The following is a 23,877-nucleotide window of genomic DNA, read 5'->3' on the forward strand; positions in this document are numbered from 1 at the left end:
ATTAGGAATTCCATATTCGCCAGGCTTTTTCGGCTTGCAGCTCCAGCATCTTTGCGCCATTACAAATAATTGCCCCTTTGCGTTCTCCTGATAAGAGAAATGCAGTTTTTACGGGGTTATAGATAAGATCAAAAAGTAAATGGTTTGAAGTAAGAAATTCATATGGAATATTTGGTTTGGCTTCAGTATCAGGGAAAGTACCCAAAGGTGTGCAATTAATAATCACATTGTGCGATCTAATAATTTTCTTATTTAATTCGGTATAACCAATCTGATCTCCTGTTGGGTTTCTTGAAACGTATTTGAACGAAATACCTAATTCTTTTAAAACAAATGCAACAGCTTTAGAGGCCCCGCCCGTACCGAGAATCAAGGCTTTGTTATGCCACTTTTTTAAAAATGGCTGGAAAGATTTTTTGAAACCATAAACATCTGTGTTATATCCTTTAAGACCGTCCTTTGTAAATTTTATGGTGTTAACAGCTCCGATGCGCTCCGCCTTTTTATTTAAACTATCCAAATAGGGAATTATGGCTTCTTTATATGGGATTGTGACATTTAGGCCTTTCAGTGTATTATGCCTTTTTATAAGAGCAGGAAATTCTTCTATTTTGGAGAGATCAAAATTTACATAGCTATAGTTCACGAGGTTCATTGAAGTGAACTTATTGTTAAAATACGCTTTAGAGAAAGAGTACGATATATTCTTTCCAATTAGTCCAAAACTAGCTATTTCCTGCTCTGTTTTTGCCATACCTTTCCAATCCTATTAACAATGCAATTCCCAATATTACGAACATGATTGCCCACCAAGTTTCACTATTATTAAAATCCGGAATATATCTTTCATAGTTCATTACTACTTTATCTCCATTTGAATCAATAGCGATGTTTCCGGCTTCATCCTTTATGTAAATTGGATTTTTCCAGGGCCATACTACACCCAGAGAACCGGTGATAAAGCCAATTATAACAGCGGAAGTAATATATTTATAGTGTTTTAATACATATCCAAGCAGATGGGACAAGGTAACCAGTCCAGTGGCAGATCCAGCCGTAAACACAGCAAGAATTTTCAATGTTCTTAGACGTGCCTGATTTTCTATGAAACTAAAATCGCCTATTACCAATTCGGAAATCGTATCGTACAGGGAGTTTACAGAATCTACCAATAACAAGACGTAATTACCCAAAAGTATAAGTATAAATGATCCTGATAAGCCCGGTAGGGTCATGCCCGAAACGCTTATAATACCGCAGAGAAAGATAAAGAACAAATTGTCATTTTCCTTTGCCGGGCTTAAAAAACTGATCGAAATTCCAACAATAAGCCCAATTAAACCCGATGTGATGGTTCCTTTATTCCAATGTTTAAAATCATTGGCAATGTAATAAATGGAACCAATTATCATCCCAAAGAAAGTAGCCCAAACAAACAACTCTTGTCGGTCAAGAAAATAATCAAGTATTTTGGAAACGCTAAAATAGCTAACCAACATTCCAAATATTAGTAGCGATAAAAATTGTCCGTTTACGTATCGGTAAAAACTTTTAAATCTGCCATTCAAAAGCAACTTAAGGGCTTTTAGATTTATTTTTTGAAGTGAATAAATAAACTCTACATAAAAGCCGGCGACAAATGCTACAATACCTCCTGAGACACCGGGAACTTTATTCGCGGCACCCATTCCTAAACCCTTTATGATCAGAAATAGTTTATCAAGAAAAGTTCTTGGCTTCTGCATTGGATTTATTTTTTACTTTTTGTTGCTAGTTTTTCAAGTATAAAAATAACGCAAAATCCAAGCAATGCTAAAAGAACGGCGTAGAGTAATTGGTTATCACCCTCATATTGAAAGGGGGATATGTTTACTTCACTGACAGGAATAACTTTCTTACCAAATATTTTTGTTTCCAGGACTTTTTTCCAGGGCCATATTTTGTTAAGTGAACCTAAAATAAATCCGGTTAAAAGAGCCAAGGTACTGTTCCTATAATTTTCGAACATCCATTTTAAAAGTCTGGCAAAGCTTAAAAGGCCAAACACCGCACCCATAGCAACCGTCGCAACAGTGTATAGTTCCTGCTCGTGAACAGCATCCAAAATGGTTTTATATGATCCGAGAAGCACCAAAATGAATGCTCCCGATATTCCCGGTAAGATCATAGCACACACTGCAAGAGCTCCTGAAAGGAATAGGAAAGGTAAACTTCCAGTATTTTCTGAAGGTGGCAGGGTTGTTATATAATACGCTAGTAGAGCTCCTAAAACAAATGCCGAAATAGTGCCTAAATTCCATTTTTCAATAACCCGGGCGATAAAAAAAATACTGGCAAATACCAGTCCAAAAAAGAAGGACCATAGCAATATAGGTTGGTTAACCAAGAGCCAGCTTATCATCTTGGCCAAAGAAAAAACACTTATGAAAATTCCTGAAAAAAGAGCAAGTAAAAAATTCCCATTGATAGCCTTCCAGAAACTTTTAAATCCCTCTTTTTTTAAGACTTTGAATTTGGAAAAATTTATACTATTTATGGAGGTTATAAGTTCCTCATAAATTCCCGAAATAAATGCTATGGTACCACCAGAAACTCCCGGCACTACGTCTGCAGCTCCCATGGCGAATCCTTTCAGAGAAATAATGATGTAACTTAATAAATTGCGACGACCCATTAAAAAAATAAAAAAACAAAAATAGTTCTTTTATTCGGAAGCCTTTTTAATATTACTAATTATGTTTTGGGTCCATATGGAGTTGTAATACTCAGGGAATGCATCTTCAAAAATAGTAAGTTTAGAGATATCTAATTTTAGTGCATTAATAAATCTAAATCTTGCTTGTTCAGAATCACTTAACATAAGATATAACCCGGTCATTCTATATTCTATTTCAGCTTCTTCCGGGTAAAATTGGAGTCCCTGTATCAGAATTTCAACAGCAGAATCAATATCACTGTTTTTTGTAACGACTTCTGCCCAATTTAACCAGGTATCTAACTCATAGTTTCCAAGATCTACGGCTTGTTTATATGAAAAATCTGCTTCATCCAGGTTTTCAAGGACGTAATGAATTTTAGCACATTTTTTCCAGTATAAGGCATTCTCACCATCAATATTAATGGCCTTATTTACATAATACAAGGCTCTTTCATAATTTTCCTTACGAAAGTAGAAATCGGTAATTGCTAGCCAACCTTTGTCCAGCAGTGGATCCTCATGTACGGTCTGGTAGAAATAGAATTTTGCAAGCTCGTCGTTGTTTAGTTTTTCATGACATTTTCCAATTCTCAAGTAAGCATGCGAGGTAGGATCTTCTATTTTTATAGTTGTTTCGTAATTTTCAATTGCCTCGTTGTGTTTTCCCATTTTTTCCAGAACCTTTCCCTTTTCAAAATAAGCTCCTATAAAAGAATCGTCGGCAATTATGGCAAAATCAAATGCAGCTAAAGCCTCGGGAAGCATCTCTTTAGTATAATATTGTTTTCCCAATTGATGCCAGGCCACCTGGCAATATGGATTTCGTTCTAGAAAATCGTTTAAAAAAGTTATGGCACCTTCATAATCCTCCATAAATTCAAAACAGTAGACCACATTGTAAAGGGAAGAATAATCCTGTTCATCAAAAGAGACACATTTTATAAAATTATCTTTTGCTTTCTCAAAATTATCCATGAACAAGTATTCCATGCCTAATAATGAATAAATGTCAAAACTTTCATCGGATAGAGCCAAAGCTTTTTTTAGCATGTCTACTGCCGCCTCATGATTGTCTTTTTTTGAATAGATATTGGCGCGCTGAATATAAATTTCCTCATTGGCGCTATCCATCAATTGAAGTTCATCTAAAAGCTTTTCAGCAACTTCCAGATTATTTTCAAATACAAGAACTTCTATATCCAAAAGCCTTAAATCCATGGCTCCCGGATGTTGTTTAAGTCCAATTTTAATAGCCTTTTTTGCTAAGGATATTTTGCCATTGTTCAAGTAGTGGTGAATTATGTCTTCAAAATCTTCCGCGTCAAAAAAATAAATGTCATCCGTCTTCAACATGGATTCAAACTTCGCGATTGGTTGATTTTGACTTTCGTTAGGATCTAACGCCATAAGAACGAGCTTGGTTAATCTATGGATTTAAAAATAGTCTTTTTGGTACTACCCTTAATTCCACTTTAGGGCTATATTATTAACAAAATAGTTAACAAATTATTGCTCCAACTCATTTAAAGTTTGCAATATTATGTCGCAGCCTAGGTCAATTTCCTCAGTGTTTATCGTCAGTGGAGGGGAAATACGAACAGCTTTTGATTCAAAAAGCAGCCAAAAAAGAATTAGATTTTTTTTTGCACAAGAAAGTATTAGATTATTGGCAATCTCTTCATTTTTCATAATAAGAGACAGCATTAGCCCTTTACCTCTTATCTCTTTTATGTATGGGTGCTTTAACCTTGACCTGAAATGTTTTTCCTTTTCAAGAGTTTCCGGAATGAGATTACTATTGGTTAATTCCTTTAGTGTTGCCATAGCGGCCGCCGCTATAACCGGGTTACCTCCAAAGGTCGTTATATGGCCTAATTTGGGAGAATCACTTAAAGAATTCATCATTTCACGCGAAGCCGTAAACCCGCCAACAGGTAGCCCTGAAGCCATACCCTTGCCCATTACGAGTATGTCTGGTATGCATTGATAGTGCTCAAAGGCAAATAAATTACCGGTACGCCCAAATCCAGGTTGTATTTCATCAAGGATTAATAAGGCACCCACTTCTGCGCAACGATCCTTCACCTTTTTAAGATACCCTTCTTTTGGCATAATAAATCCGGCACCTCCTTGAATTGTTTCTAGTATGACCGCTGCTGTGTCTTTAGAGATTTTACAAAGATCTTGCTCGGAATTAAATTCCAAGAAAGAGATATCCGGAATTAATGGCCTGAAAGGAGCTTTTCGTTCTTCAAAATTCATTAAACTAAGACTACCTAAAGTATTTCCGTGATAAGCATTCTTGGCGGCTATGAGTTTGGAACGACCTGTATAGCGCCTTGCCAGTTTTATCGCTCCTTCAATTGCCTCGGTCCCCGAATTTACCAGATATGTTGTTTCGAGATTACCCGGTAAAAGCGAGGCTAAATATTTGCTAAATTCCACGGCTGGTTGCTGTATGAATTCACCATATACCATAACATGCATGTATTTCCTGGTTTGCTCAATTACCGCCCCTACTACTTTTGGATGGCAATGACCTAAACTACATACAGATACCCCAGCAACAAAATCCAAGTGACCATTTCCCTGCATATCGTAAATATAGCTTCCCTTAGCATGTGAGATTTCTAATGCAAGAGGATGGGGAGTGGTTTGAGCCTGATATGTAAAAAAATCTTTTTTCATAGCTGCTTCATTCGTCCCTTACCCGAAAAATCCATGTTTCATCCGTGTATTGACCATTAAGCTGGTTATCTATGGCCTTTTTAGCTTCTTCTAATGTGTCAAAACGCTCCAGGTACACATATGTATACTGGTTCAGCTTTCTAAAGAAAGATTTAGGCTGTAGACCGTGATCAGATAAAATGCCCATGAACCTGTCAAAGTTAAGCTGGTCTTCAAATACATTGGCAATAAGATAATAGCCGGGAATAAGATCTTCTTCCCCTTGGCTTTCTTCAAATCGTTGTTTGGGTTCGGGATCCCCGGTCTTTTCCAATGACTTATCCAAGGGTGCTTTTTTATATTGTGTTTTCTCTCCTGTACCATTGGAAGAATTAACAAAATCCCGTGCTTTTTTTTCTACCAATGAAGTAGCCAAGTCAATATCCGTATCAATAGGATTATCAACTCCTCTTATTTTTACTAATTCAATATTGTTGTCATCTTCATCAAAAAGATCATCCTTACTGCGGATGCGTTCATCACCTCGCCAGATAAATCCCTTTAACTTTCTACTGCTTATTGGAAGATCCTTTTCCGGAAAAATGTCCCCATCCGGATTGGTGAAAAAAGTAATATCCTCAATATCATTTTCAGCTAAGGTCAACCGAATTTCACTGCAAATTGTTTTATTAATGCCAATGAGTTCATTATCATCATTATACATATAGTAAATTACTTCAGTGTTTTTAACCAGGTCTACAATCTTTAATGAATTATCAATAAACTTTCCGAAGAGGTCTTTGCCTTTGGCCTGGTTATAACCTTCCATACTTATGCTATCCAGAGAGATAATAAAGGCGTTGTTTATTACTTTTAATGAATCCAATTTTTCGGTTTCCATATCAGAAATCAGATGTATGCTATCACCGGTCATTTGGTTTTCTACATTCCATAAAACAGGTTCTTTTATAAGCTGAGTTATTCCCGTTGATTGATCAAAGTGAATAGAATCACATTTACCACTTAAATCAGTTTTATAGAATTTGGCATTTCTGAAAGCCCTTAAAATTCGTTTTTCCGGTTTTCCCGTGAGTAATAGGGTATCCCCGTGCATATAGAGTGAGTCCTGTTCTACCAAACTTATGGAAACAGCCCTTTTAGTAGCAAATACAGAATCTTTGGCCTTATATACTTCTGCGTAGTGAGCTCTAATTACTCCTTTATTGATGGTATCTGTGACCGTAATATTATTGGTAGCTGAAGCAAATTCCGAAGCTTTGTCGAAATAAACACTATCCCCTTCAATAATTCGATTATTGTAATCAATCCTTGTATTTTTTATCCCGTAACCACTTTCTATCCTGGTGTCGTAGTATCCACGTTCACAGTATATTTTATAGGTCTCACCTGTTATAGTGGAAGGGCCGTACATATAGGCATTTTTAGAAGTAGTATAATAATCTAATTGTGCTGATTCTAAAGTGTAATCCGGATTACGAATGAATACATTTTTTACAAACTGATATTTTTTGGGGACCATAAAGTATCTCCCAATTTCACTCGTAAGGGTATTGGCAGAATCCACTATGGTACCAAAACTTGTGTAATAAGATTCCTGTTTTTCACGGTCAAAGTACAGAGTGTCCGTACGCAGGGTCATATCGGTGTTTTTTAGGACTACCTTATCCCAGGCCTTGGCAATTTTGGTATTTCCATCATAATTAATTTTTCCACCGGTCATTTCAATGGAATCACCCTGTTTTAGGCTTATGTTACCAATGGCCCTTAATTTATTTTCTTTTTGATAGAATATGGCTATATCGCACCACAGATCTGCCCCCTGGTGTTCAAACTGAACTTGCCTCTCATCTTTACTAAATATAGATGCACCCGGAAATTGAGCTTCGTCTTTTGTAAAATTTGCACCATATACGATATTAATCTGTTTAACTTCTTCTTCAGGCTGGTCCTGAGCAGAAGCTAAGCAAAATGAAAAAAGAAATATATTAAGCAGTACAAATCTGATCAAGACCCAAATTTTTGTTCAAAAATAGGATAAATTAAAAGACAAGCGCAAGTATTGGCACGGTTTTAGGATTTCATTTAAACGAAACTCCAATTTCTACTTCGAGGTCCGGATTACCTTCCTGCAAGGCTCTGGCTCTATCAAAACTTACCTTGGAATTCCACAAGTAAACCCTCTTTAATTCGGGGAAATCTCTAATTACAGATAGGCAAGAATCCGTAACATTGGTTCCATATAAATTTAAAGATTCCAGATGTTCCAACTCTCTGAGGAATTGTACAGAATCATCTGATACTGATGTTTTTTGAAGTTCTAGTCTGGTCAAATTAGGAAATTCAGAAATTACAGAAACCCATTCATCCTCTACATTGGTTCCGGCAAGGGAAAGCCAGGTTATGTACTCCTTTACATCTACTAGTTTCGAAAGTTTTTCTATGTTTAAGGAATTACCGGTAAATGCTATATCTAAAAATGAATTTTCGGATCCTAGACTTTTTATTATAAACCCTTCATCTCGCAGATTATTTAACAGCAGAGAATCTACCTGTTTTAAACTAACTGTTTCATACCACGGTTTCGGTTCTAAATCGAGTTTATATACCCGTTTTACTACCGGTTTTATTTTTTCAGTTACCGTTAAATCAGAAATCAATTTATTTATTTCAGCCCCTTGATCAATCCACCATTCTATCACTTGAATTTCATCATAGGTCAATGGCTCGCCTCTGGGTGGCATAAACTTGCTGTTTTTACTAGGAAGTGTCACCCTTTTGAATAACTCACTTTCCAAGGGAATGCCTGAATTGATTATAGGGCCGTTTTCTCCGCCGTCAAATAAAAGAGTTATGTCTTCCATATTTAGGCCTCCTCTTTGAGTTTCATCATTATGACAGGCAAAACATTTGGACTCCAAAATGGGAAGGACCATATTTTCAAATACCAGGACAGAGTCCTTTTGACTCAAGTCTGGCGCTGAATTATGCTGAGTGGAAGTGAAAAATAGCTGATTTAACGGCTTTGGAGCGTATTCAGCTAGGTAACCTGCTCCATGAGTTATATTTCCCCCTAAATGTCCTTCAAGAAGGAGCAGTGTCATCACCAGAAAAGAGATCGAATTTCGAATTGATTTTTTGTATTTACTGGGTTCCTTTTTTATAAACCAGCCCAAACTTGCAATAATTGCTAAACTAATTCCCAGCCATCTGTGCCAGAAAAGTTCATTTTCCGGGTAAATACCCGTATTTGCTAGTAACCAACCACATAAGGCTGCGATTATGGCGCTTATGGCACCTAACATCCAGGTCAAACTAATAATATGCTTCCAAGTACCTGCCTGTTTTTTATTTTGAATCCATTCCATTAAGAGTGCTAATATCAGAAATCCAATAGGGAGATGAACAAGCAGGGGATGGAATCGGCCAAGAAATACGGAGAAGTCTAATGCAATCATTAAATATTTCGGTTATTTTGGGAATTATACTTAAACCCTATGGAGTTTCACCGGTAATGTTTTCCCGGAATACCATTGAGGTACATAAAGGTTTTCATCATTATCCACCAACACATCATGTGGATTTAGAAATGTCCTTTCATCATATATTGGTTCCACTAATTTTCCATTCTGATATTTTGGTTCACTGCCTCCTGGAAAGGATATTACTCTGTTAGATTTATCTAATATGGCCAACATACCGTCATAAGCCCCCCAACTTTTGGTTACAATAACTGCAAAAAACAAATTATCCCCATGCAACACTGGCCTGCAAATGGAACAGCCAGGTAATTGAATAGTCTCAAGGTGTTTACCATCTAATGTAAATCGTTTGAATTCCTGTTTGGCTCGAGAAGTAATAAGCAATGTCTGGTTTTTAGGGTTCCGGGTATCTAAGGTTATTCCATGACAACAGTCAAATTCTGTTTCCTCCGTTCCTTTACCGCCAAAATGTCGGACGTACTCTCCTTTTTCTGTGTATTGAATGATGTAATTTTCTCCATAGCCATCTGCAATATAGATATCTCCATTAGGGCCTATAGCCGTTTCTGTTGGTTTAAACAGATCGTCGCTTGTATATCCTTTAATTTCTTTCGGAGTATTGAATGTCATAAGAATATCCCCGTTCAAGGTAGTTTTGAAAACCTTGTGGGTTTCAGGATCTGTAATCAAAAGAAATTGCTCTTCAGCTCCATTACTTATGGTTAATCCATGAGCCCCCGGAAAGTTCTTACCCCATGAATCCAAGACTTTTCCACTCCGATCATAAATAATTATATTATTATTTTGAACACCTGTTGTCGTCATAAATATTCTCCCCGTTTTGTCCAAAACCATCTCATGGCAGTGATGGACCGGAATTCTTGACGGGTCTTGATTTGCCCAATTTTTATCTACCTTATATTTGTAGTCCCCATGCCCAACAACAGCCCCTGATTTAATCCGAGAATTGTTATTTTTTGCTAAAGACAATCCCGGTGTAATAACACCTGCCCCTGCAAATAGCATTGATTTTTTTATAAATTCCCGGCGCTTACTGTTCTTATATTTCATATCTGAATCACCCTAATTACTAAGCTAATATTTCTTTAATGACTTCCCCGTGTACATCGGTAAGTCGGAACCTTCTTCCCTGAAATTTAAAGGTAAGTTTTTCATGATTTACTCCTAACAAATGCATTAAAGTAGCTTGAAAATCATGTACATGAACTGGTCTTTGTACCACATTGTAACCAAAATCATCTGTGGCGCCCAAAGTAATTCCTTTTTTTATTCCTGCTCCAGCCATAAAAATTGTAAAACATTTGGGATGATGGTCTCTTCCAAAATTATCTGGGGTTAGTTGCCCCTGTGAATAATTGGTGCGCCCAAATTCTCCACCCCATATTACCAGGGTATCCTCTAACATACCCCTTTGTTTAAGGTCCGTAATTAGGGCCGCTGTAGCCTGGTCAGTATCCTTACATTGAACTTTTATTGCGTTAGGTAAATTTCCGTGCTGGTCCCAACCCTGATGGTACAACTGAATAAACTTAACATCCTTTTCAGCCATTCTTCTCGCCAGGAGACAATTGGCGGCAAAGGTGCCTGGTTTTTTGCTGTCTTCTCCGTACATGTCGTAAATGTATTCCGGTTCCTTTGAAGTATCCATGATTTCCGGTACTGATGTTTGCATCCGATAGGCCATTTCGTACTGAGCCATCCGGGCTAATATTTCCGGATCACCTATGTCCTGATGATTCAATTTTTCAAGTTGTTGTAAATGATCTAATTGATCTCTTCTCAATATTCCATCAACTCCAGGAGGATTGGTTAAATACAGTACCGGGTCCTTGCCCGATCTAAATTGCACACCCTGATGTTGAGAAGGAAGAAATCCATTACCCCATAGCCTGGCATATAATGGCTGTCCACCGGTTTTACCTTTAGTAACCAATACCACAAATTCTGGCAAATTCTTGTTGTCGGTACCAAGGCCATAACTTACCCAGGAACCAATTGAGGGTCTTCCAGGAATTTGCGAACCTGTTTGAAGAAAAGTAATAGCAGGATCATGATTAATAGCTTCTGTATACATGGACTTAATGAAGCACAGTTCGTCAACTACTTTAGAGGTATAAGGCATTAGGTCACTCATCCAGGCACCACTATCGCCATGCTGTTTAAAATTAAAAAGTGTACCAGCTAATGGAAAACTAGCCTGTCCAGACGTCATTCCTGTAAGACGTTGTCCGCCACGTATGCTTTCAGGTAAATCCTGACCATTCATTTTATTTAAAAGGGGCTTATAGTCAAAAAGGTCTAATTGCGAAGGTGCTCCGCTCTGAAATAGATAAATTACACGTTTGACTCTTGGCGGGAAATGAGGAATTCCCTTTATACCTCCATTTAAGAGCGGGGCAGGTTGTAATTTGTTTTCTTTGGCAAACAATCCCATAGGATCTAACATTGAGGCCATAGAAAGGGCTCCCATCCCTAAAGACGTCTTGGTTAAAAAGTCGCGTCGTGTATAATTTTTATTATGATGGTGAGTACACATAGTTATGTCTTATCTCTTCATATAAGTTTCATCATGGTTTAAAAGTGTATTTGCAACCATGACTAATGCTGCAGTTTTGCTATTAAGATATTCTTTTTCCAATTGTTTATTGCCGACCTTCAAAAATTTCAATGCTTCACTTTTATTGGAAGTAAACCACTGAGATTGTGAATTATATAAATCTTTTAAGATTTTGGTTTCTTCCTCTTTTGGATATCTACTAGTTGTTAGTCTAAAACCGTATTTAATTTGTTGATCTAAAGAATCTCCACCTTCTTTTTGCATTCTTACGGCAAGCATTTTTGAAGCTTCTACAAATTGTATATCATTCATTAATACTAAGGCTTGTAGCGGAGTATTGGTGTTTTCGCGCTTAATAATACACACTTCTCTATTAGGAGCATCAAAGGCAATCATTGCCGGATGTGGCGATGTCCTTCTTATAAATGTGTATAATCCTCGTCTATACAGACTGTCACCGCCCGATTCCTTATAATTCATTAATTTATAAGAAAAGCTTGATTTTTCTATCCATAAGCCTTCCGGCTGATATGGTTTTACACTTTTACCGCCCACATCCCGTACTAATAAACCGCTGGATTCCAATGCATTATCACGAATCATTTCTGCCGGAAGCCTGTAGCTGTTACTTCTTGCTAAATAATAATTATAAGGATCTTTCTCTAGCATGTCTTTAGTAAATTGGGAAGACTGTTTGTATGTGTGGGAAAGAACTATTGTCTTAAGTAATTTCTTTGTATCCCATCCACTTTCTACAAAAACAATTGCTAGCCAATCTAATAATTGCGGATGGGAGGGAAGTGAGCCTTGTACGCCAAAATCCTGGGGTGTATTTACCAAACCTTTTCCAAAAAGCATCTGCCAAAGTCTGTTAACTGTAACCCTTGCCGTTAGGGGGTTTTCCGACGCGAAAATCCATTGTGCAAGACCTAAACGATTTTTGGGAAATTTTTCAGAAAACACTGGTAATATATCAGGAGTATTGGCATCCACCTTATATATAGGTTGTTCATAGTCACCCCTGTTATAAGCATATGCTTGTCTTGCTTGTGGCATTTCTTCCATGACCATTACTTCCATAACTGGAATCATCCTTTTAAGCCATTCGTTTCTTAGTTCCTTTAATTCCTTATCTAATGATTTAACCACCGATGCCTGCGTAACCCAATATTCGGGAGCAATTATCTCATCCTGATTTTCATCATAAAGCTTTGCTATTTCATTTGAAGTTAGAGCTCTTGAAAATAGGCTAATATCATCGATTCTTCCTAAAAATATACCATTTTCTCCAGTGAAAGCCCTGTAGCTTTTGGCTACCATAACTGGTCTATTTACTGTTTTCTGTGCGCCACCAGTAATGGTCTTAATAGATTTGTACAGATTATCAAAACTTACACTTTGCTCTGTTTTCTTACCATTGACAAAAAGTATAAGATCTTTAGCTTTTCCGGAACCGCTATAAGTAAATGCAACATTGTACCATGTTTTGGTTTGTAATGAATCTTTAGACCTGACATGTATGTAATTATGAGGAAGGGAATGAATTAATCTTGCGTTAAGATAATTAAGACTGTCCAGATAAAATTCCCAACCTCGCCAATAGTTGTTTTTGTCGCCAGCGGTTCCTAATAAAGTTTGTGTTCTTCCTGCTTCTCTTTTGGTAGTTTTCATCCAGAGGCTCGCAGAAAATGCATTTGTCCATTCAAAGTTTGGAATATTCTTTAGATAAACTTCATCGTATTCTCCGGTAAATTCCAGGGCATTTCCTTTTATACCCTGAGTAACGGTTGGTGCCTCTGTTGAGGTAACCATCTTATTCCCATCTATTATATGTTCTCGTTGTTTATCACTATTTTTTTGAACTGAATTCATTGGATAATATCCCAAAAGCCCTCTTTTATTGTAATCGCTTGGTAATTGTCGCATATAGGTTTCCAAAGCCATTAATTCTGCTTTGGTTAATTCTAATTGCCTTTCTTTTTCCTGAATTTGATTATCGAGAGACTTTAATTCATCTTCTGTTACCTTTTGGGGTAATGCCAGCATGGGACCATAATTGCCATCATCACCTGTCATGCCTAATTCTTTCACATTGTTAAAAAAGGCCGTTAACTCATAATAATCTTTCTGAGTAATCGGGTCAAATTTATGATCATGACAGCGAGCACAATTAATAGTAAGGCCGAGTAAAGCCGTACTTACAGTTTCAGTTCTATCCCAGACGTAGTTTAGTCGAAACTCTTCTTCAATAGCACCGCCCTCCGCGGTCATCGGATGATTGCGATTAAAAGCAGTTGCTAATTTTTGGTCCTTGGTTGCATTTGGTAAAAGGTCACCGGCCAGTTGCCAAGTGATGAACTGGTCATACGGCATATTTACTTTGAATGCGTTTATGACCCAATCACGCCATGGCCACATCAAACGCCATCCATCAGCATGAAGCCCATGTGAATCTGCATATCTTGAGACATCCATCCAATCTACGGCCATACGTTCTGCATAGGCATCGGTATCCAATAATCTGTCTACTACTTTTTCGTAGGCATTAATACTGGTATCGGAAAGAAAGGTATCTATTTCCGGAATAGTTGGTGGGAGTCCAGTAAGATCCATAGTTACTCTTCTTATTAGCCTTTCTTTGTTTGCTTCAGGAGCAGGTTCAAATCCTTTTATGGCCAACTGCTTTTGAACAAATTTATCTACGGCATTATTTGAAGGCCATGTTTTGTTGTTTAAGAGAGGGATGTCTGGTTTTTCAGGACTTATAAATGCCCAGTGTTCTTTCCAATTGGCTCCTTGTAGTATCCATTTGATTATGATGGCTTTTTCTTCTGCATTTAAAGATAAATGAGAATCCGGCGGGGGCATTTGGATTTCAGGATCTGAATTTAATATGCGGTATACACTTTGACTTTGTCTAGCATTTCCTGATACAAAAGCATAATTACCGCTGCTTAATTTGGCAAATGCATTTTCCTCAATATCCAATCGCAAACCTGCCTTCCTGGTATTCTCGTCAGGACCATGGCAAGAATAACACCTATCCGATAAAATTGGTTTAACATGAAAATTAAAATCAATAGTTTCCGGAAGATTATTAAAGGCAATTTCTACCTCTTTTGGCATATCTACAGAACATGAGGATAAAAGCGTTATTATAAGGATTAAACCGAAAGAATATCTAAGCATTTTATACAAATAATATTCTTAAAGATAGGATTTTTTACCTTAGCCTATAGCTGTCTGAACCGATTGACAATATTCTATCAGTCTTTGATAATAAGCTGTATTTATTTGAAGTCAATAACAAAATAGTAGCAACCCGGTTCTTATAAGACTGATATTACCTTAGATATATAAAGCGTTGGAAACTTATTTATATTGAAATGTAATTATCTGTGAATAGTTTGCTTTCGATCCGGGCCTACGGATACAATCTTAATCGGAATTTCTAACTCCGCTTCAAGGTAATCAATGTAGTCGTTTAATGTTTCCGGAAGCTGCTCCGCATTAGTCATTTTGGTAAGATCCTTCTCCCATCCTTTCATTTCTTTATAGATAGGAATAACATTTTCCGCTTCAATATTATAGGGAAGGTGAGTTACTTTTTCCCCTTTGTATTTGTAAGCTATGCAGATTTTTACCGTTTTAAATCCACTAAGTACATCTGCTTTCATCATCATTAATTCCGAAACCCCATTAATCCTAACGGCATATTTTAAGGCTACCAGATCTAACCATCCACATCGTCTTGGTCTGCCTGTAGTAGCTCCAAATTCATTGCCAACTCTTCCCATAGTAGCGCCAATTTCATCAAAGAGTTCTGTTGGAAAAGGTCCGCTTCCCACACGGGTTGCATATGCTTTAAAAATACCAAAAACCCCTCCAATGTTCCCAGGAGGAACCCCAAGACCTGTACAAGCGCCTGCAGCGGTTGTATTTGAAGAAGTGACATAGGGATAGGTTCCAAAATCGATATCCAGCAGGGAACCTTGTGCTCCTTCAGCCAGGATTTTTTTTCCGCTTTTCTGGGCCTGGTAAAGGTACTCTTCACTATCTATGAAGGTTAGTTGTTTTAATTCCTTTATAGCATTAAAGAATTCTGTTTCCAATTCCTGAAGATTGTATTGTATATCTACATTATGAAAGTCTATCATGGTTTCATGCTTATCAGCCAAAGCACGATATTTCTCCTTCCAGTTATCCAGTTCAAGATCGCCTACCCTCATTCCATTTCGTCCTGTCTTGTCCATATAGGTAGGTCCTATGCCCTTAAGGGTTGAACCTATTTTCGCCTTACCTTTTGAGGCTTCTGAGGCCGCATCCAACAATCTGTGGGTAGGTAAAATCAGATGAGCTTTTCGGGAAATCAGGAGTTTGGATTTTATATCCAGATTAAACTTGATTAGGTTATCAAGTTCTTTCTTAAAAATAACGGGATCAATAACTACTCCGTTACCCACAACATTAATTGCATTATCATGAAATATCCCGGAGGGAATAGTGTGTAAAACGTGTTTTATGCCATCAAATTCCAAGGTGTGTCCCGCATTGGGGCCTCCCTGAAATCTGGCTATAATATCATAGTCTTTGGTAAGTACATCAACGATTTTTCCTTTTCCTTCGTCTCCCCATTGAAGACCTAGTAGCAAATCTACGGCCATGCAGTAAGTTATTGGTTAGTTATTAGCTTTTTCTTTTTGGTTTCTTGTACCGTAGAAGTACAATGAATGATTATTTATTTTAATGTCGAATACCTCTTCAATAGTTTGTTTGATTGATTGTATTCGCGGGTCACAGAATTCAACTACTTCTCCGGTATCAGTCAGAATTACATGATCATGCTGCCTGTCAAAATAAGATTTCTCATACTGCGCCTGATTCTTACCAAATTGGTGCTTGCGGACTAATTTACAATCCAATAAAAGTTCTATTGTATTGTAGAGGGTTGCTCTGCTTACCCGATAGTTTTTATTCTTCATGTTGATATAGAGTGACTCTATATCAAAATGTTCATCACTTTCATAGATCTCCTGGAGAATTGCATAACGCTCGGGAGTTTTTCTATGCCCGTTTTCCTCCAAAAAGGCAGTAAATACTTTTTTAACAATTTCTTGGTCCTTATTGGTCCCCATAATTACGTCATCATCTTAAAGGCAAATGTACATCTAAAAATACGAATATTAATGTTTTATGATAGCAAGATTGCGCCATAACCATTACAGAAAATCTCTATACTCTGGTCACCTTTTCAATGCCGTTTATCCGCTTCAAATTATTGATTAGTTTTTTGAGAATGGCATTGTTTTTTACTACAACCGTTATTTTACCGGTAAATGTGCCTCCATCTGTACTAAAATTGAGATTACGCATATTAACGTGCATATTATCTGAAATAATTTCTGTAATCTCATTCATCAGGCCTAAATTATCAATCCCTGTAAGTTTAATTTCTGAAGTGAATTCTTCCTGGCTTGAATCAATCCATTTTGCACTGATAATCCGGTAGGCATAGTTGGATTGTAACGAAATAGCATTCGGACAGTTTTTCTTATGAACTTTTATTCCTTCCGCCACGCTTACAAAACCAAAGACTTCATCACCGGGAATTGGGTTGCAACATTTGGATAGGGTATAATTTAATTTTTCTTCCTCTTTACCAAATACGAGCATATCATATTTGGAAGTTATTTCGGCCTTATCAATATCTTCCTGGACAGGTTTACGCCGTATCTTATTCTTGAAAAAACTGATAAATGCATTGTTATAAGATGATGCAAAATCTTTGATCATCTGATTATCTATTGCTCCGATACCTATGCGGTAGAAGAGATCCAAACTGGTCTTCAGCTTAAAGTGAACCACCATCTTATTGATGGAATCCTCGTTCATATTAATTTTTTGAGACTTGAGTTTCCGTCTTAGCGTTTCCTTACCGTCATTAGCAATTTGTTTTTGTTCTTCTCGCAAAGACGAACGTATTTTTGCTCTGGCTCTGGCTGTAGTCGCATAATCCAGCCAGTTCTGATTGGGTTTCGCTTTATCTGATGTAATGATCTCAACCTGGTCACCGCTATTTAATGTAGTGCTCAGGGGTACCAATTTTCCATTTACTTTCGCCCCCCGGGTTCTCATTCCTACTTCCGTATGGATATTAAAAGCAAAATCCAAAGGAGTGGCGTCTTTTGGTAACGACTTTAATTCACCTTTTGGTGTAAAAACAAAGATCTCTTTTGAATAAAGATTTAATTTAAATTCCTCCACAAAGTCTACAGCATTTCCATTAGAGGTTTCCAGGGCTTCCTGTAAACGGTTGAGCCACATCTCTATTCCCTGTTCTTTTTGTGTTCCGTGTTTGTATTTAAAGTGAGCCGCATATCCTTTCTCCGCTATTTCATGCATTCTCTCACTGCGTATCTGTACCTCAACCCATTTGCCTTCCGGACCCATTACAGTGATATGAAGAGCTTCATAACCCGTTGATTTGGGAGAAGATATCCAATCGCGAAGCCGTATTGGATTAGGCGTAAAATGATCTGTTACTATAGAGTATATTTTCCATGCGATAAATTTCTCATTCTGTTTATCAGATCTATAAATGATGCGAATGGCAAACTTGTCATATATTTCATCAAAAGTAACATTCTGGGATACCATTTTCTTTCTGATGGAATAGATAGACTTCATCCTTCCTTTTATATAATATTCAAGACCTTCTTTATCCAGAGAATCTCGAATAATATTGGAGAATTCGTCAATATAACTCTGCTGTTCTTCTTTGGTTTGCTCAATTTTTACCTGAATGTCATTGTATACTTCCGGCTCCGTGTATTTCAGACTTAGATTCTCTAGTTCTGTTTTTATATTATAGAGTCCAATTCTATGGGCCAGGGGAGCATAGATGTAAAGGGTTTCAGAAGCCATTTGTACCTGCTTGTGCTCTGGCATGGCGTCCATGGTTAGCATATTGTGATATCTATCTGCTATCTTAATGATAATTACCCGAACATCATCGTGCAGGGTTAGTAACATTTTCCGAAAATTCTCTGCTTGTTGGGATATGTTCATATCCTTTTTGAGATGCGCAATTTTCGTAAGACCGTCCACAATGCGAGCAATTGTTTCACCAAACATTCGCTCAATATCATCTAATGTATATTCGGTATCTTCAACAACGTCATGAAGTAATGCTGCTGCAATAGAGACAGCATCGAGACCAATTTCTGAAGCTACTATCTTGGCCACTGCTATAGGGTGAAAAATATAAGCTTCTCCGGATTTTCTTCGTTGATTCTTATGGGCATCAACGGCTATGTCAAAAGCAGAGCGAACAAGTTTCTTGTCTTCAGTAGTTAATGCTTGATAACTAATTCGAAGTAATTCCTTGTATTGCTTTGCAATTTGCTTGTTCTCCTGCTCTATGGCCGTTTCCACACTCATAAAATAAATTTACCACAATCTTTTCTACTAACCAACAAAAATCATGCCTTAAGATTACGTATTCTTTGAATCAAGGGTGGGTGAGAATAATGCATAAATACGTAGGCTGAATGCGGGGTTAGATTGCTGAGGTTATTTTTTGAGAGCTTTTTTAATGAGTTGATTAAAGGCAAGGCTTTATACGTATTTTTGGCATAATCATCTGCTTCAAATTCAAATTTTCTCGACAAAATGTTCATGACCAAACCTGTTATTTCGGAGATTGGACTATACAGGATTCCAAAGCAAATTAAAGCTGCATGAAAACTAGGTTCTGAGACACCTATAGCATATGAAAATTCAGGGTTATTGATAAAAAATGATAGAATGAAAAGTGTAACTCCTGTAAGAAGTATAGAAATAATCAGGTTTATAATAATGTGGTGGCGTTTATAATGACCAACTTCATGGGCCAGTACGGCTACAATTTCTTCCTCCTCCAAGTCCTTAATTAACGTATCATAAAGTGTTACCCTTTTTTCTTTTCCAAAACCAGCAAAATATGCATTGGCCTTAGTGCTTCTCTTGGAACCGTCTATAACAAATATGTTTTGAAGTTTAAAACCCACCTTGCCTGCGTAATTTTCAATTTTACTCTTAAGAGATCCTTCCTCAAGGGGAATTTGTTTATTAAATAAGGGTACTATTAACCGGCTGTAGAAAAGGTTCATAAAAACCGTGAATATGGCAATCAGGCCAAGGGCATATATCCAAAAATTATTACCGGCTAATTGAAAAAACCAAATGACCATTGAGAGCATACCTCCTCCTAATATAGCCATCATCAACCAGCCTTTAATTTTATCCAAAAAAAACAACTTTCTGGTAGACTTGTTGAACCCATATTTTTCTTCTATCACAAATGTCTGATAATACGAAAAAGGTGTAGTAATAATATCACTGCCAATCATAATGATACCAAAAAATAACAGAGCCATTAAAATTGGGTTTTCAGTAATATTTCTGGCTAATAAGTCTATCCATTCAAATCCACCAAATATTAGGAATCCTAAAGTAAGGACAATTGAAAAGGTGGAAGATAGAATTCCAAAATGGTAATTATCTTTCTTATAGGCCTGAGATTTTAAATATTCTTTGTTATCAAAGACATCCTGCAATTCTTCTGGAATAGGATCCTGAAATTTTCGTGAATTGAGATAATCCAGGACCGTTTCCATAAGGAATTGAAGAACTATGATTGCAATTATTGTATAAAATAGGAATGAACTATTCATAAAAGACTTTTATCATTTAATAAAAACGTGACAAATTTTAATAAGCTAGGACTGATAGAGGGTTGAATATTTTTTTTGGTGAACTGAGCAATCGAGGTTATAATCTTAAAGAAATTCTCTTTGTCGCTTTGCCTCAAAGATAAGAATTGCAGCCGATACAGAAACATTCATGGAATCTATTTCGCCTTGCATGGGTATTACAACATTCTGATCGGATTTCTCCAACCACTCTGATGAAAGTCCGGTGGCCTCTGTACCTACAACTATCGCGCAGGCCTTCTTATAATCTACTTCGGTATAGTTGCATGAAGCTGACAAGGCGGCTGAATAAATGGCTAATTTATTCTTTTGTAAAAAATTGATGACTTCCTGAGTATTTCCAGTTGCAATATTTACCGTAAAAAGGCATCCGACACTTGCTCTGATTATATTTGGATTATACAGATCACCGTTGCTATTTACAATAATTACAGCATCTAATTTTGCAGCATCCGCAGTTCTTAATAAGGCACCGACATTTCCGGGTTTTTCCGGTGCTTCCGCAATCAGTATCAAAGGATTTTTATTACTAAAAGAAATATCATTCAGGTTGTGATTTTTTGAAAAGGCAATGGCAACAATTCCCTCCGTACTTTCCCGATAGGCTATTTTTTGGTATATCTCTTGAGATACTTCAATTAATTCCGGAAATTTCTCAAGCCGGTCAATAATTTGCCTCACTTTTTGCTCAGAAATAATATTGGGGCAAAAAAATACAATCTGAATAGTATAACCGCCTTTGCATGCCAATTCAAATTCTCTCTGTCCTTCTAATACAAATAAGCCAGAATTTCTACGTTCGCGTGATTTTTCCTTTAATAATAAAACTTTTTTAACCAAAGGATTTTGTAAACTACTAATCTGCTTAACCTTGCTCATAGGACAAAAATAGAAGAATTGGTAAACTTTCTACTGTTGTTCTAAAAACACTGTGTATTTTGAGAATGCTACCCTTTCTGAAAACTTAGAACCAGCTCCTTGTTATGATATACCCGATGGAAGTAAAATAGTTGAAAGGAAACAACGGTAAAAGTGGATAAAAAAAGAAGCATACGCTAATTACCTAAAAATCGAAGAACAGGCTCATTCAATCGGATATTTTATATCATATGTCACTAAAAGTGTAACTATTAAGCTATAACTTTTAATCCCCTCTTCCTGGTTGTTCGCTTTCAGGAATGTATTAAAAACAGACTTAAACACAGGTTCAAAAGGGTTTTCATAGGCCAGCCAAAATTTATTCAGTTCTTCATAGTTTTTTTGAACACCCCTGTTTAATCTGGCATATAATTCACGAAATTTCGTTTCATCTCTTGATTTTATTTCACTTAATGAATAACTGAGCGCATAGGCTGCGGCAGAATACTTAAAGTAAAGATCTTTATTATTGGCTGTTACCAGGTAGCCAATAAAATTAACCTCATTTTCTGCAGAATAACCAACTTGATGCCCTATTTCATGTCCGGTAACTACGGGAAATCTGAAATTAGGGATTTTACTATTTACCTGAGCCTCATTTGTAAAGGGATTTAGATAGCCGCCATATCCCATATAAGTAAGTGCAGTACTAAAAATAGATTTCTTTAAACTTCGATTCTTGTAACTAAAAAATGGATAGCTGATTTCGAGCTCTGAATACCCCTCCAAGGTCTTTTGAAAAATTTCCTTCTGATTATAAGGGATATTTACTATTAACGAAGTATCTGAAGTGACTTCATACTGCAGCTTATTGGTCCTTTCAATAAGCTTTTCAGTGAACATTATCAATTCAGTGGTCGTATAAGTATCTTTTAGGTCAAGTGTTTGCGAAAGAGGTACCCGGTAATAGTTGAAACCCCACATGAGATGAAATGTGAAATAGGCTACGGAAAGAATTAGCACGATATCTCTAAAGAAAAGTTTCAGGTTTTTTCTTATTTGATTTCTTTTGACAACAATATAACGGATGGCAAGTATTATGAGGATAGCATAAATTAGATCGCCAATGGACAATGGGAACCATCCAAATACAATACGAAAAGACTGCGAAATAAAGGGATATAGGCCTTTGCTGTAATAATTTTCAACAAGCTCTGGGTAACTGCCGAGGCTCTTGACTATTATTATTTGCGGGATAATTGATAACGCAATCCCATTCTTCAACCTATTATTCATGAATTCAAAAATACCAATTATCTCGCTAGGTTAATTTTCAATATGTATTTTTGATCTTTTAATTTAAAATATGAGCCAAGAAATAGAACAATTAGAACCAAGGAGAATCTGGAATAATTTCTCGAAACTGAATGCTGTACCACGTCCTTCCAAGAAAGAAGAAAGAGTAATTGATTTCATGCTCAATTTTGGCAGGTCGTTACAGTTAGAGACGTTTAAAGATGAAGTAGGCAATGTTATTATCAGAAAAGAGGCATCCGTTGGAATGGAAGATCGTAAACCAATTACGCTTCAATCTCATTTAGACATGGTACATCAAAAAAATTCCGCTACAGATTTTAATTTTGATACTCAGGGGATTGAGATGTATGTAGATGGTGATTGGGTTAGAGCAAAGGGAACAACACTTGGCGCAGATAACGGAATGGGTGTAGCGGCAATTATGAGTTTATTGGAAAGCAGGGATATTCCACATCCCCCTCTTGAAGCCTTGTTTACTATTGATGAAGAAACAGGTATGACCGGGGCAATGGGACTAAAAGGAGGAATCCTCAGGGGTCAGATTTTGTTAAATTTAGATACGGAAGAAGATGACGAGATAGACATTGGATGCGCCGGAGGGATAGATATTACGGCTACAAGAGACTATGAAGAAGAAACTGTTCCAGAAGGGTCTATTGCATACGCCATAAGCGTAAAAGGATTACACGGGGGACATAGTGGTATGGACATACACCTTGGTTTTGGGAATGCAAATAAAATTATGAACCGCCTTTTGTTTAAAAGTACTGAAGAATTCGGTATTGGAGTGTCTCAAATTGATGGGGGCAGCCTGAGGAATGCCATTCCTCGCGAGAGTTTTGCGACTGTTGTTTTAAGAGCAGACCGAAAAGAAGATTTTGAAGTAAAAATTTCTGAGTGGATAACGGAAATAAAAAACGAGAATTCTTTAATCGAAACCAATCTGGAAATTAGCCTGAATAAAGTTGAAATACCTGCAAAAATGATGGGGAAAACCGCTCAGGATAAAATTTTAAGAGCTGTATACGGAGCCCATAACGGGGTTTATGGAATGAGTGCGGCAATTCCCGATTTGGTGGAAACTTCAAATAATATTGCCAAAATTGAAGTCAAATCCGGGAAAATTAGTATTGGTTGCCTTACCAGATCTTCTGTAAATTCCGCTAAAACTGACTTAGCAAATTCTCTAAAAAGTGTTTTTGAGCTTGCAGATTGCAAGGTTACTTTAACCGGGGAATATCCGGGTTGGAGTCCAAATCCGAATTCTGAGATATTGGAAGTACTTAAAGATCAGTATGAAATCCTTTTTGATGAACAACCACAAATAGTAGCCTGTCATGCCGGATTGGAATGTGGTATTCTAGGAAAAAACTACCCGGATATGGATATGATAAGTTTTGGACCTACCATAAAAGGCGCTCATTCTCCGGATGAGAGAGTAAGTATCTCTTCTGTAAAGAAATTTTGGACCTTTCTATTACAGATATTAAAAAATACTCCTTAAAA

The 23,877-nt window shown here is 36.9% G+C and carries 16 protein-coding genes and 1 pseudogene; 1 reads left to right on the top strand and 16 read right to left on the bottom strand.

Translation table 11 applies throughout. The features are described 5' to 3' along the window. Position 1: 1 nt before the first annotated feature. The 16 genes and pseudogenes from Q0874_RS06945 to Q0874_RS07020 all read right to left on the bottom strand — a co-directional run bounded on the left by Q0874_RS06945 (position 2) and on the right by Q0874_RS07020 (position 22,350). Positions 2 to 754: a shikimate dehydrogenase gene (locus Q0874_RS06945; RefSeq protein WP_299161095.1), complete on the bottom strand. Its 753-nt coding sequence runs from the start codon at positions 752 to 754 to the stop codon at positions 2 to 4. Then, positions 726 to 1,745, bottom strand: coding sequence for a DUF368 domain-containing protein (locus tag Q0874_RS06950; protein ID WP_299161098.1), 1,020 nt, complete (start codon positions 1,743 to 1,745; stop codon positions 726 to 728). Before Q0874_RS06950 ends, Q0874_RS06945 begins: the two co-directional genes overlap by 29 nt. 5 nt (positions 1,746 to 1,750) lie before the next feature. Beyond that, a complete protein-coding gene (locus Q0874_RS06955) occupies positions 1,751 to 2,674 on the bottom strand; it encodes a DUF368 domain-containing protein (RefSeq protein ID WP_299161102.1) in 924 nt (307 codons plus the stop codon). Positions 2,675 to 2,704: 30 nt separating this feature from the next. Continuing rightward, positions 2,705 to 4,105 carry a tetratricopeptide repeat protein gene (locus Q0874_RS06960; RefSeq protein WP_299161104.1) on the bottom strand — a complete coding sequence of 467 codons (1,401 nt, stop codon included), beginning with the start codon at positions 4,103 to 4,105 and terminating at the stop codon, positions 2,705 to 2,707. Between the two features lie 99 nt (positions 4,106 to 4,204). After that, entirely contained in the window at positions 4,205 to 5,386 is a 1,182-nt protein-coding gene (locus Q0874_RS06965) for an aspartate aminotransferase family protein (protein WP_299161106.1), read from the bottom strand. 421 nt (positions 5,387 to 5,807) lie between these two features. Continuing rightward, positions 5,808 to 7,370 (bottom strand): annotated as a pseudogene (locus Q0874_RS06970) (OstA-like protein); the annotation flags it as partial. 94 nt (positions 7,371 to 7,464) lie between these two features. Continuing rightward, positions 7,465 to 8,841: a DUF2231 domain-containing protein gene (locus Q0874_RS06975; protein ID WP_299161108.1), complete on the bottom strand. Its 1,377-nt coding sequence runs from the start codon at positions 8,839 to 8,841 to the stop codon at positions 7,465 to 7,467. Positions 8,842 to 8,871: 30 nt separating this feature from the next. After that, the gene (locus tag Q0874_RS06980) at positions 8,872 to 9,936 is read right to left on the bottom strand and encodes a 6-bladed beta-propeller (protein ID WP_299161110.1); all 1,065 of its coding nucleotides are present in this window, start codon (positions 9,934 to 9,936) and stop codon (positions 8,872 to 8,874) included. A gap of 19 nt (positions 9,937 to 9,955) precedes the next feature. Beyond that, positions 9,956 to 11,422, bottom strand: coding sequence for a DUF1501 domain-containing protein (locus Q0874_RS06985; protein ID WP_299161112.1), 1,467 nt, complete (start codon positions 11,420 to 11,422; stop codon positions 9,956 to 9,958). 9 nt (positions 11,423 to 11,431) lie between these two features. Further along, a complete protein-coding gene (locus Q0874_RS06990) occupies positions 11,432 to 14,569 on the bottom strand; it encodes a DUF1553 domain-containing protein (RefSeq protein ID WP_299161115.1) in 3,138 nt (1,045 codons plus the stop codon). A gap of 266 nt (positions 14,570 to 14,835) precedes the next feature. After that, positions 14,836 to 16,107, bottom strand: coding sequence for an adenylosuccinate synthase (locus tag Q0874_RS06995; protein WP_299161118.1), 1,272 nt, complete (start codon positions 16,105 to 16,107; stop codon positions 14,836 to 14,838). A gap of 15 nt (positions 16,108 to 16,122) precedes the next feature. Further along, entirely contained in the window at positions 16,123 to 16,578 is a 456-nt protein-coding gene (locus tag Q0874_RS07000; protein WP_299161121.1) for a Fur family transcriptional regulator, read from the bottom strand. Between the two features lie 97 nt (positions 16,579 to 16,675). After that, on the bottom strand, positions 16,676 to 18,883 hold the full coding sequence (locus tag Q0874_RS07005; protein ID WP_299161123.1) for a RelA/SpoT family protein: 2,208 nt from the start codon (positions 18,881 to 18,883) through the stop codon (positions 16,676 to 16,678). Between the two features lie 41 nt (positions 18,884 to 18,924). Beyond that, positions 18,925 to 20,157: a M48 family metallopeptidase gene (locus Q0874_RS07010; protein WP_299161126.1), complete on the bottom strand. Its 1,233-nt coding sequence runs from the start codon at positions 20,155 to 20,157 to the stop codon at positions 18,925 to 18,927. Between the two features lie 105 nt (positions 20,158 to 20,262). Beyond that, positions 20,263 to 21,075, bottom strand: a complete 813-nt coding sequence (locus Q0874_RS07015) for an RNA methyltransferase (protein ID WP_299161128.1) — start codon at positions 21,073 to 21,075, stop codon at positions 20,263 to 20,265. 204 nt (positions 21,076 to 21,279) lie between these two features. Then, on the bottom strand, positions 21,280 to 22,350 hold the full coding sequence (locus Q0874_RS07020; RefSeq protein ID WP_299161131.1) for a DUF3810 domain-containing protein: 1,071 nt from the start codon (positions 22,348 to 22,350) through the stop codon (positions 21,280 to 21,282). A gap of 70 nt (positions 22,351 to 22,420) precedes the next feature. On the opposite strand from Q0874_RS07020, the gene Q0874_RS07025 reads away from it, so the two are divergent. Continuing rightward, complete coding sequence (locus Q0874_RS07025) at positions 22,421 to 23,875, top strand: aminoacyl-histidine dipeptidase (RefSeq protein WP_299161133.1); 1,455 nt, start codon at positions 22,421 to 22,423, stop codon at positions 23,873 to 23,875. The last annotated feature ends 2 nt before the right edge of the window (positions 23,876 to 23,877 follow it).

Source organism: uncultured Eudoraea sp. (assembly GCF_947490415.1).
Classification (GTDB): Bacteria; Bacteroidota; Bacteroidia; order Flavobacteriales; family Flavobacteriaceae; genus Eudoraea.

What these genes read in the sequence shown, in the direction of transcription:
- Q0874_RS07025 (WP_299161133.1), top strand. Translation starts at nt 22,421, where the DNA reads ATGAGCCAAGAAATAGAACAATTAGAACCAAGGAGAATCTGGAATAAT.
- Q0874_RS07005 (WP_299161123.1), bottom strand. Translation starts at nt 18,883, where the DNA reads ATGAGTGTGGAAACGGCCATAGAGCAGGAGAACAAGCAAATTGCAAAG.
- Q0874_RS07015 (WP_299161128.1), bottom strand. Translation starts at nt 21,075, where the DNA reads ATGAGCAAGGTTAAGCAGATTAGTAGTTTACAAAATCCTTTGGTTAAA.
- Q0874_RS07020 (WP_299161131.1), bottom strand. Translation starts at nt 22,350, where the DNA reads ATGAATAATAGGTTGAAGAATGGGATTGCGTTATCAATTATCCCGCAA.
- Q0874_RS06990 (WP_299161115.1), bottom strand. Translation starts at nt 14,569, where the DNA reads ATGCCAAAAGAGGTAGAAATTGCCTTTAATAATCTTCCGGAAACTATT.
- Q0874_RS06955 (WP_299161102.1), bottom strand. Translation starts at nt 2,674, where the DNA reads ATGGGTCGTCGCAATTTATTAAGTTACATCATTATTTCTCTGAAAGGA.
- Q0874_RS06945 (WP_299161095.1), bottom strand. Translation starts at nt 754, where the DNA reads ATGGCAAAAACAGAGCAGGAAATAGCTAGTTTTGGACTAATTGGAAAG.
- Q0874_RS06985 (WP_299161112.1), bottom strand. Translation starts at nt 11,422, where the DNA reads ATGTGTACTCACCATCATAATAAAAATTATACACGACGCGACTTTTTA.
- Q0874_RS07000 (WP_299161121.1), bottom strand. Translation starts at nt 16,578, where the DNA reads ATGGGGACCAATAAGGACCAAGAAATTGTTAAAAAAGTATTTACTGCC.
- Q0874_RS06965 (WP_299161106.1), bottom strand. Translation starts at nt 5,386, where the DNA reads ATGAAAAAAGATTTTTTTACATATCAGGCTCAAACCACTCCCCATCCT.
- Q0874_RS06950 (WP_299161098.1), bottom strand. Translation starts at nt 1,745, where the DNA reads ATGCAGAAGCCAAGAACTTTTCTTGATAAACTATTTCTGATCATAAAG.
- Q0874_RS07010 (WP_299161126.1), bottom strand. Translation starts at nt 20,157, where the DNA reads ATGAATAGTTCATTCCTATTTTATACAATAATTGCAATCATAGTTCTT.
- Q0874_RS06980 (WP_299161110.1), bottom strand. Translation starts at nt 9,936, where the DNA reads ATGAAATATAAGAACAGTAAGCGCCGGGAATTTATAAAAAAATCAATG.
- Q0874_RS06995 (WP_299161118.1), bottom strand. Translation starts at nt 16,107, where the DNA reads ATGGCCGTAGATTTGCTACTAGGTCTTCAATGGGGAGACGAAGGAAAA.
- Q0874_RS06975 (WP_299161108.1), bottom strand. Translation starts at nt 8,841, where the DNA reads ATGATTGCATTAGACTTCTCCGTATTTCTTGGCCGATTCCATCCCCTG.
- Q0874_RS06960 (WP_299161104.1), bottom strand. Translation starts at nt 4,105, where the DNA reads ATGGCGTTAGATCCTAACGAAAGTCAAAATCAACCAATCGCGAAGTTT.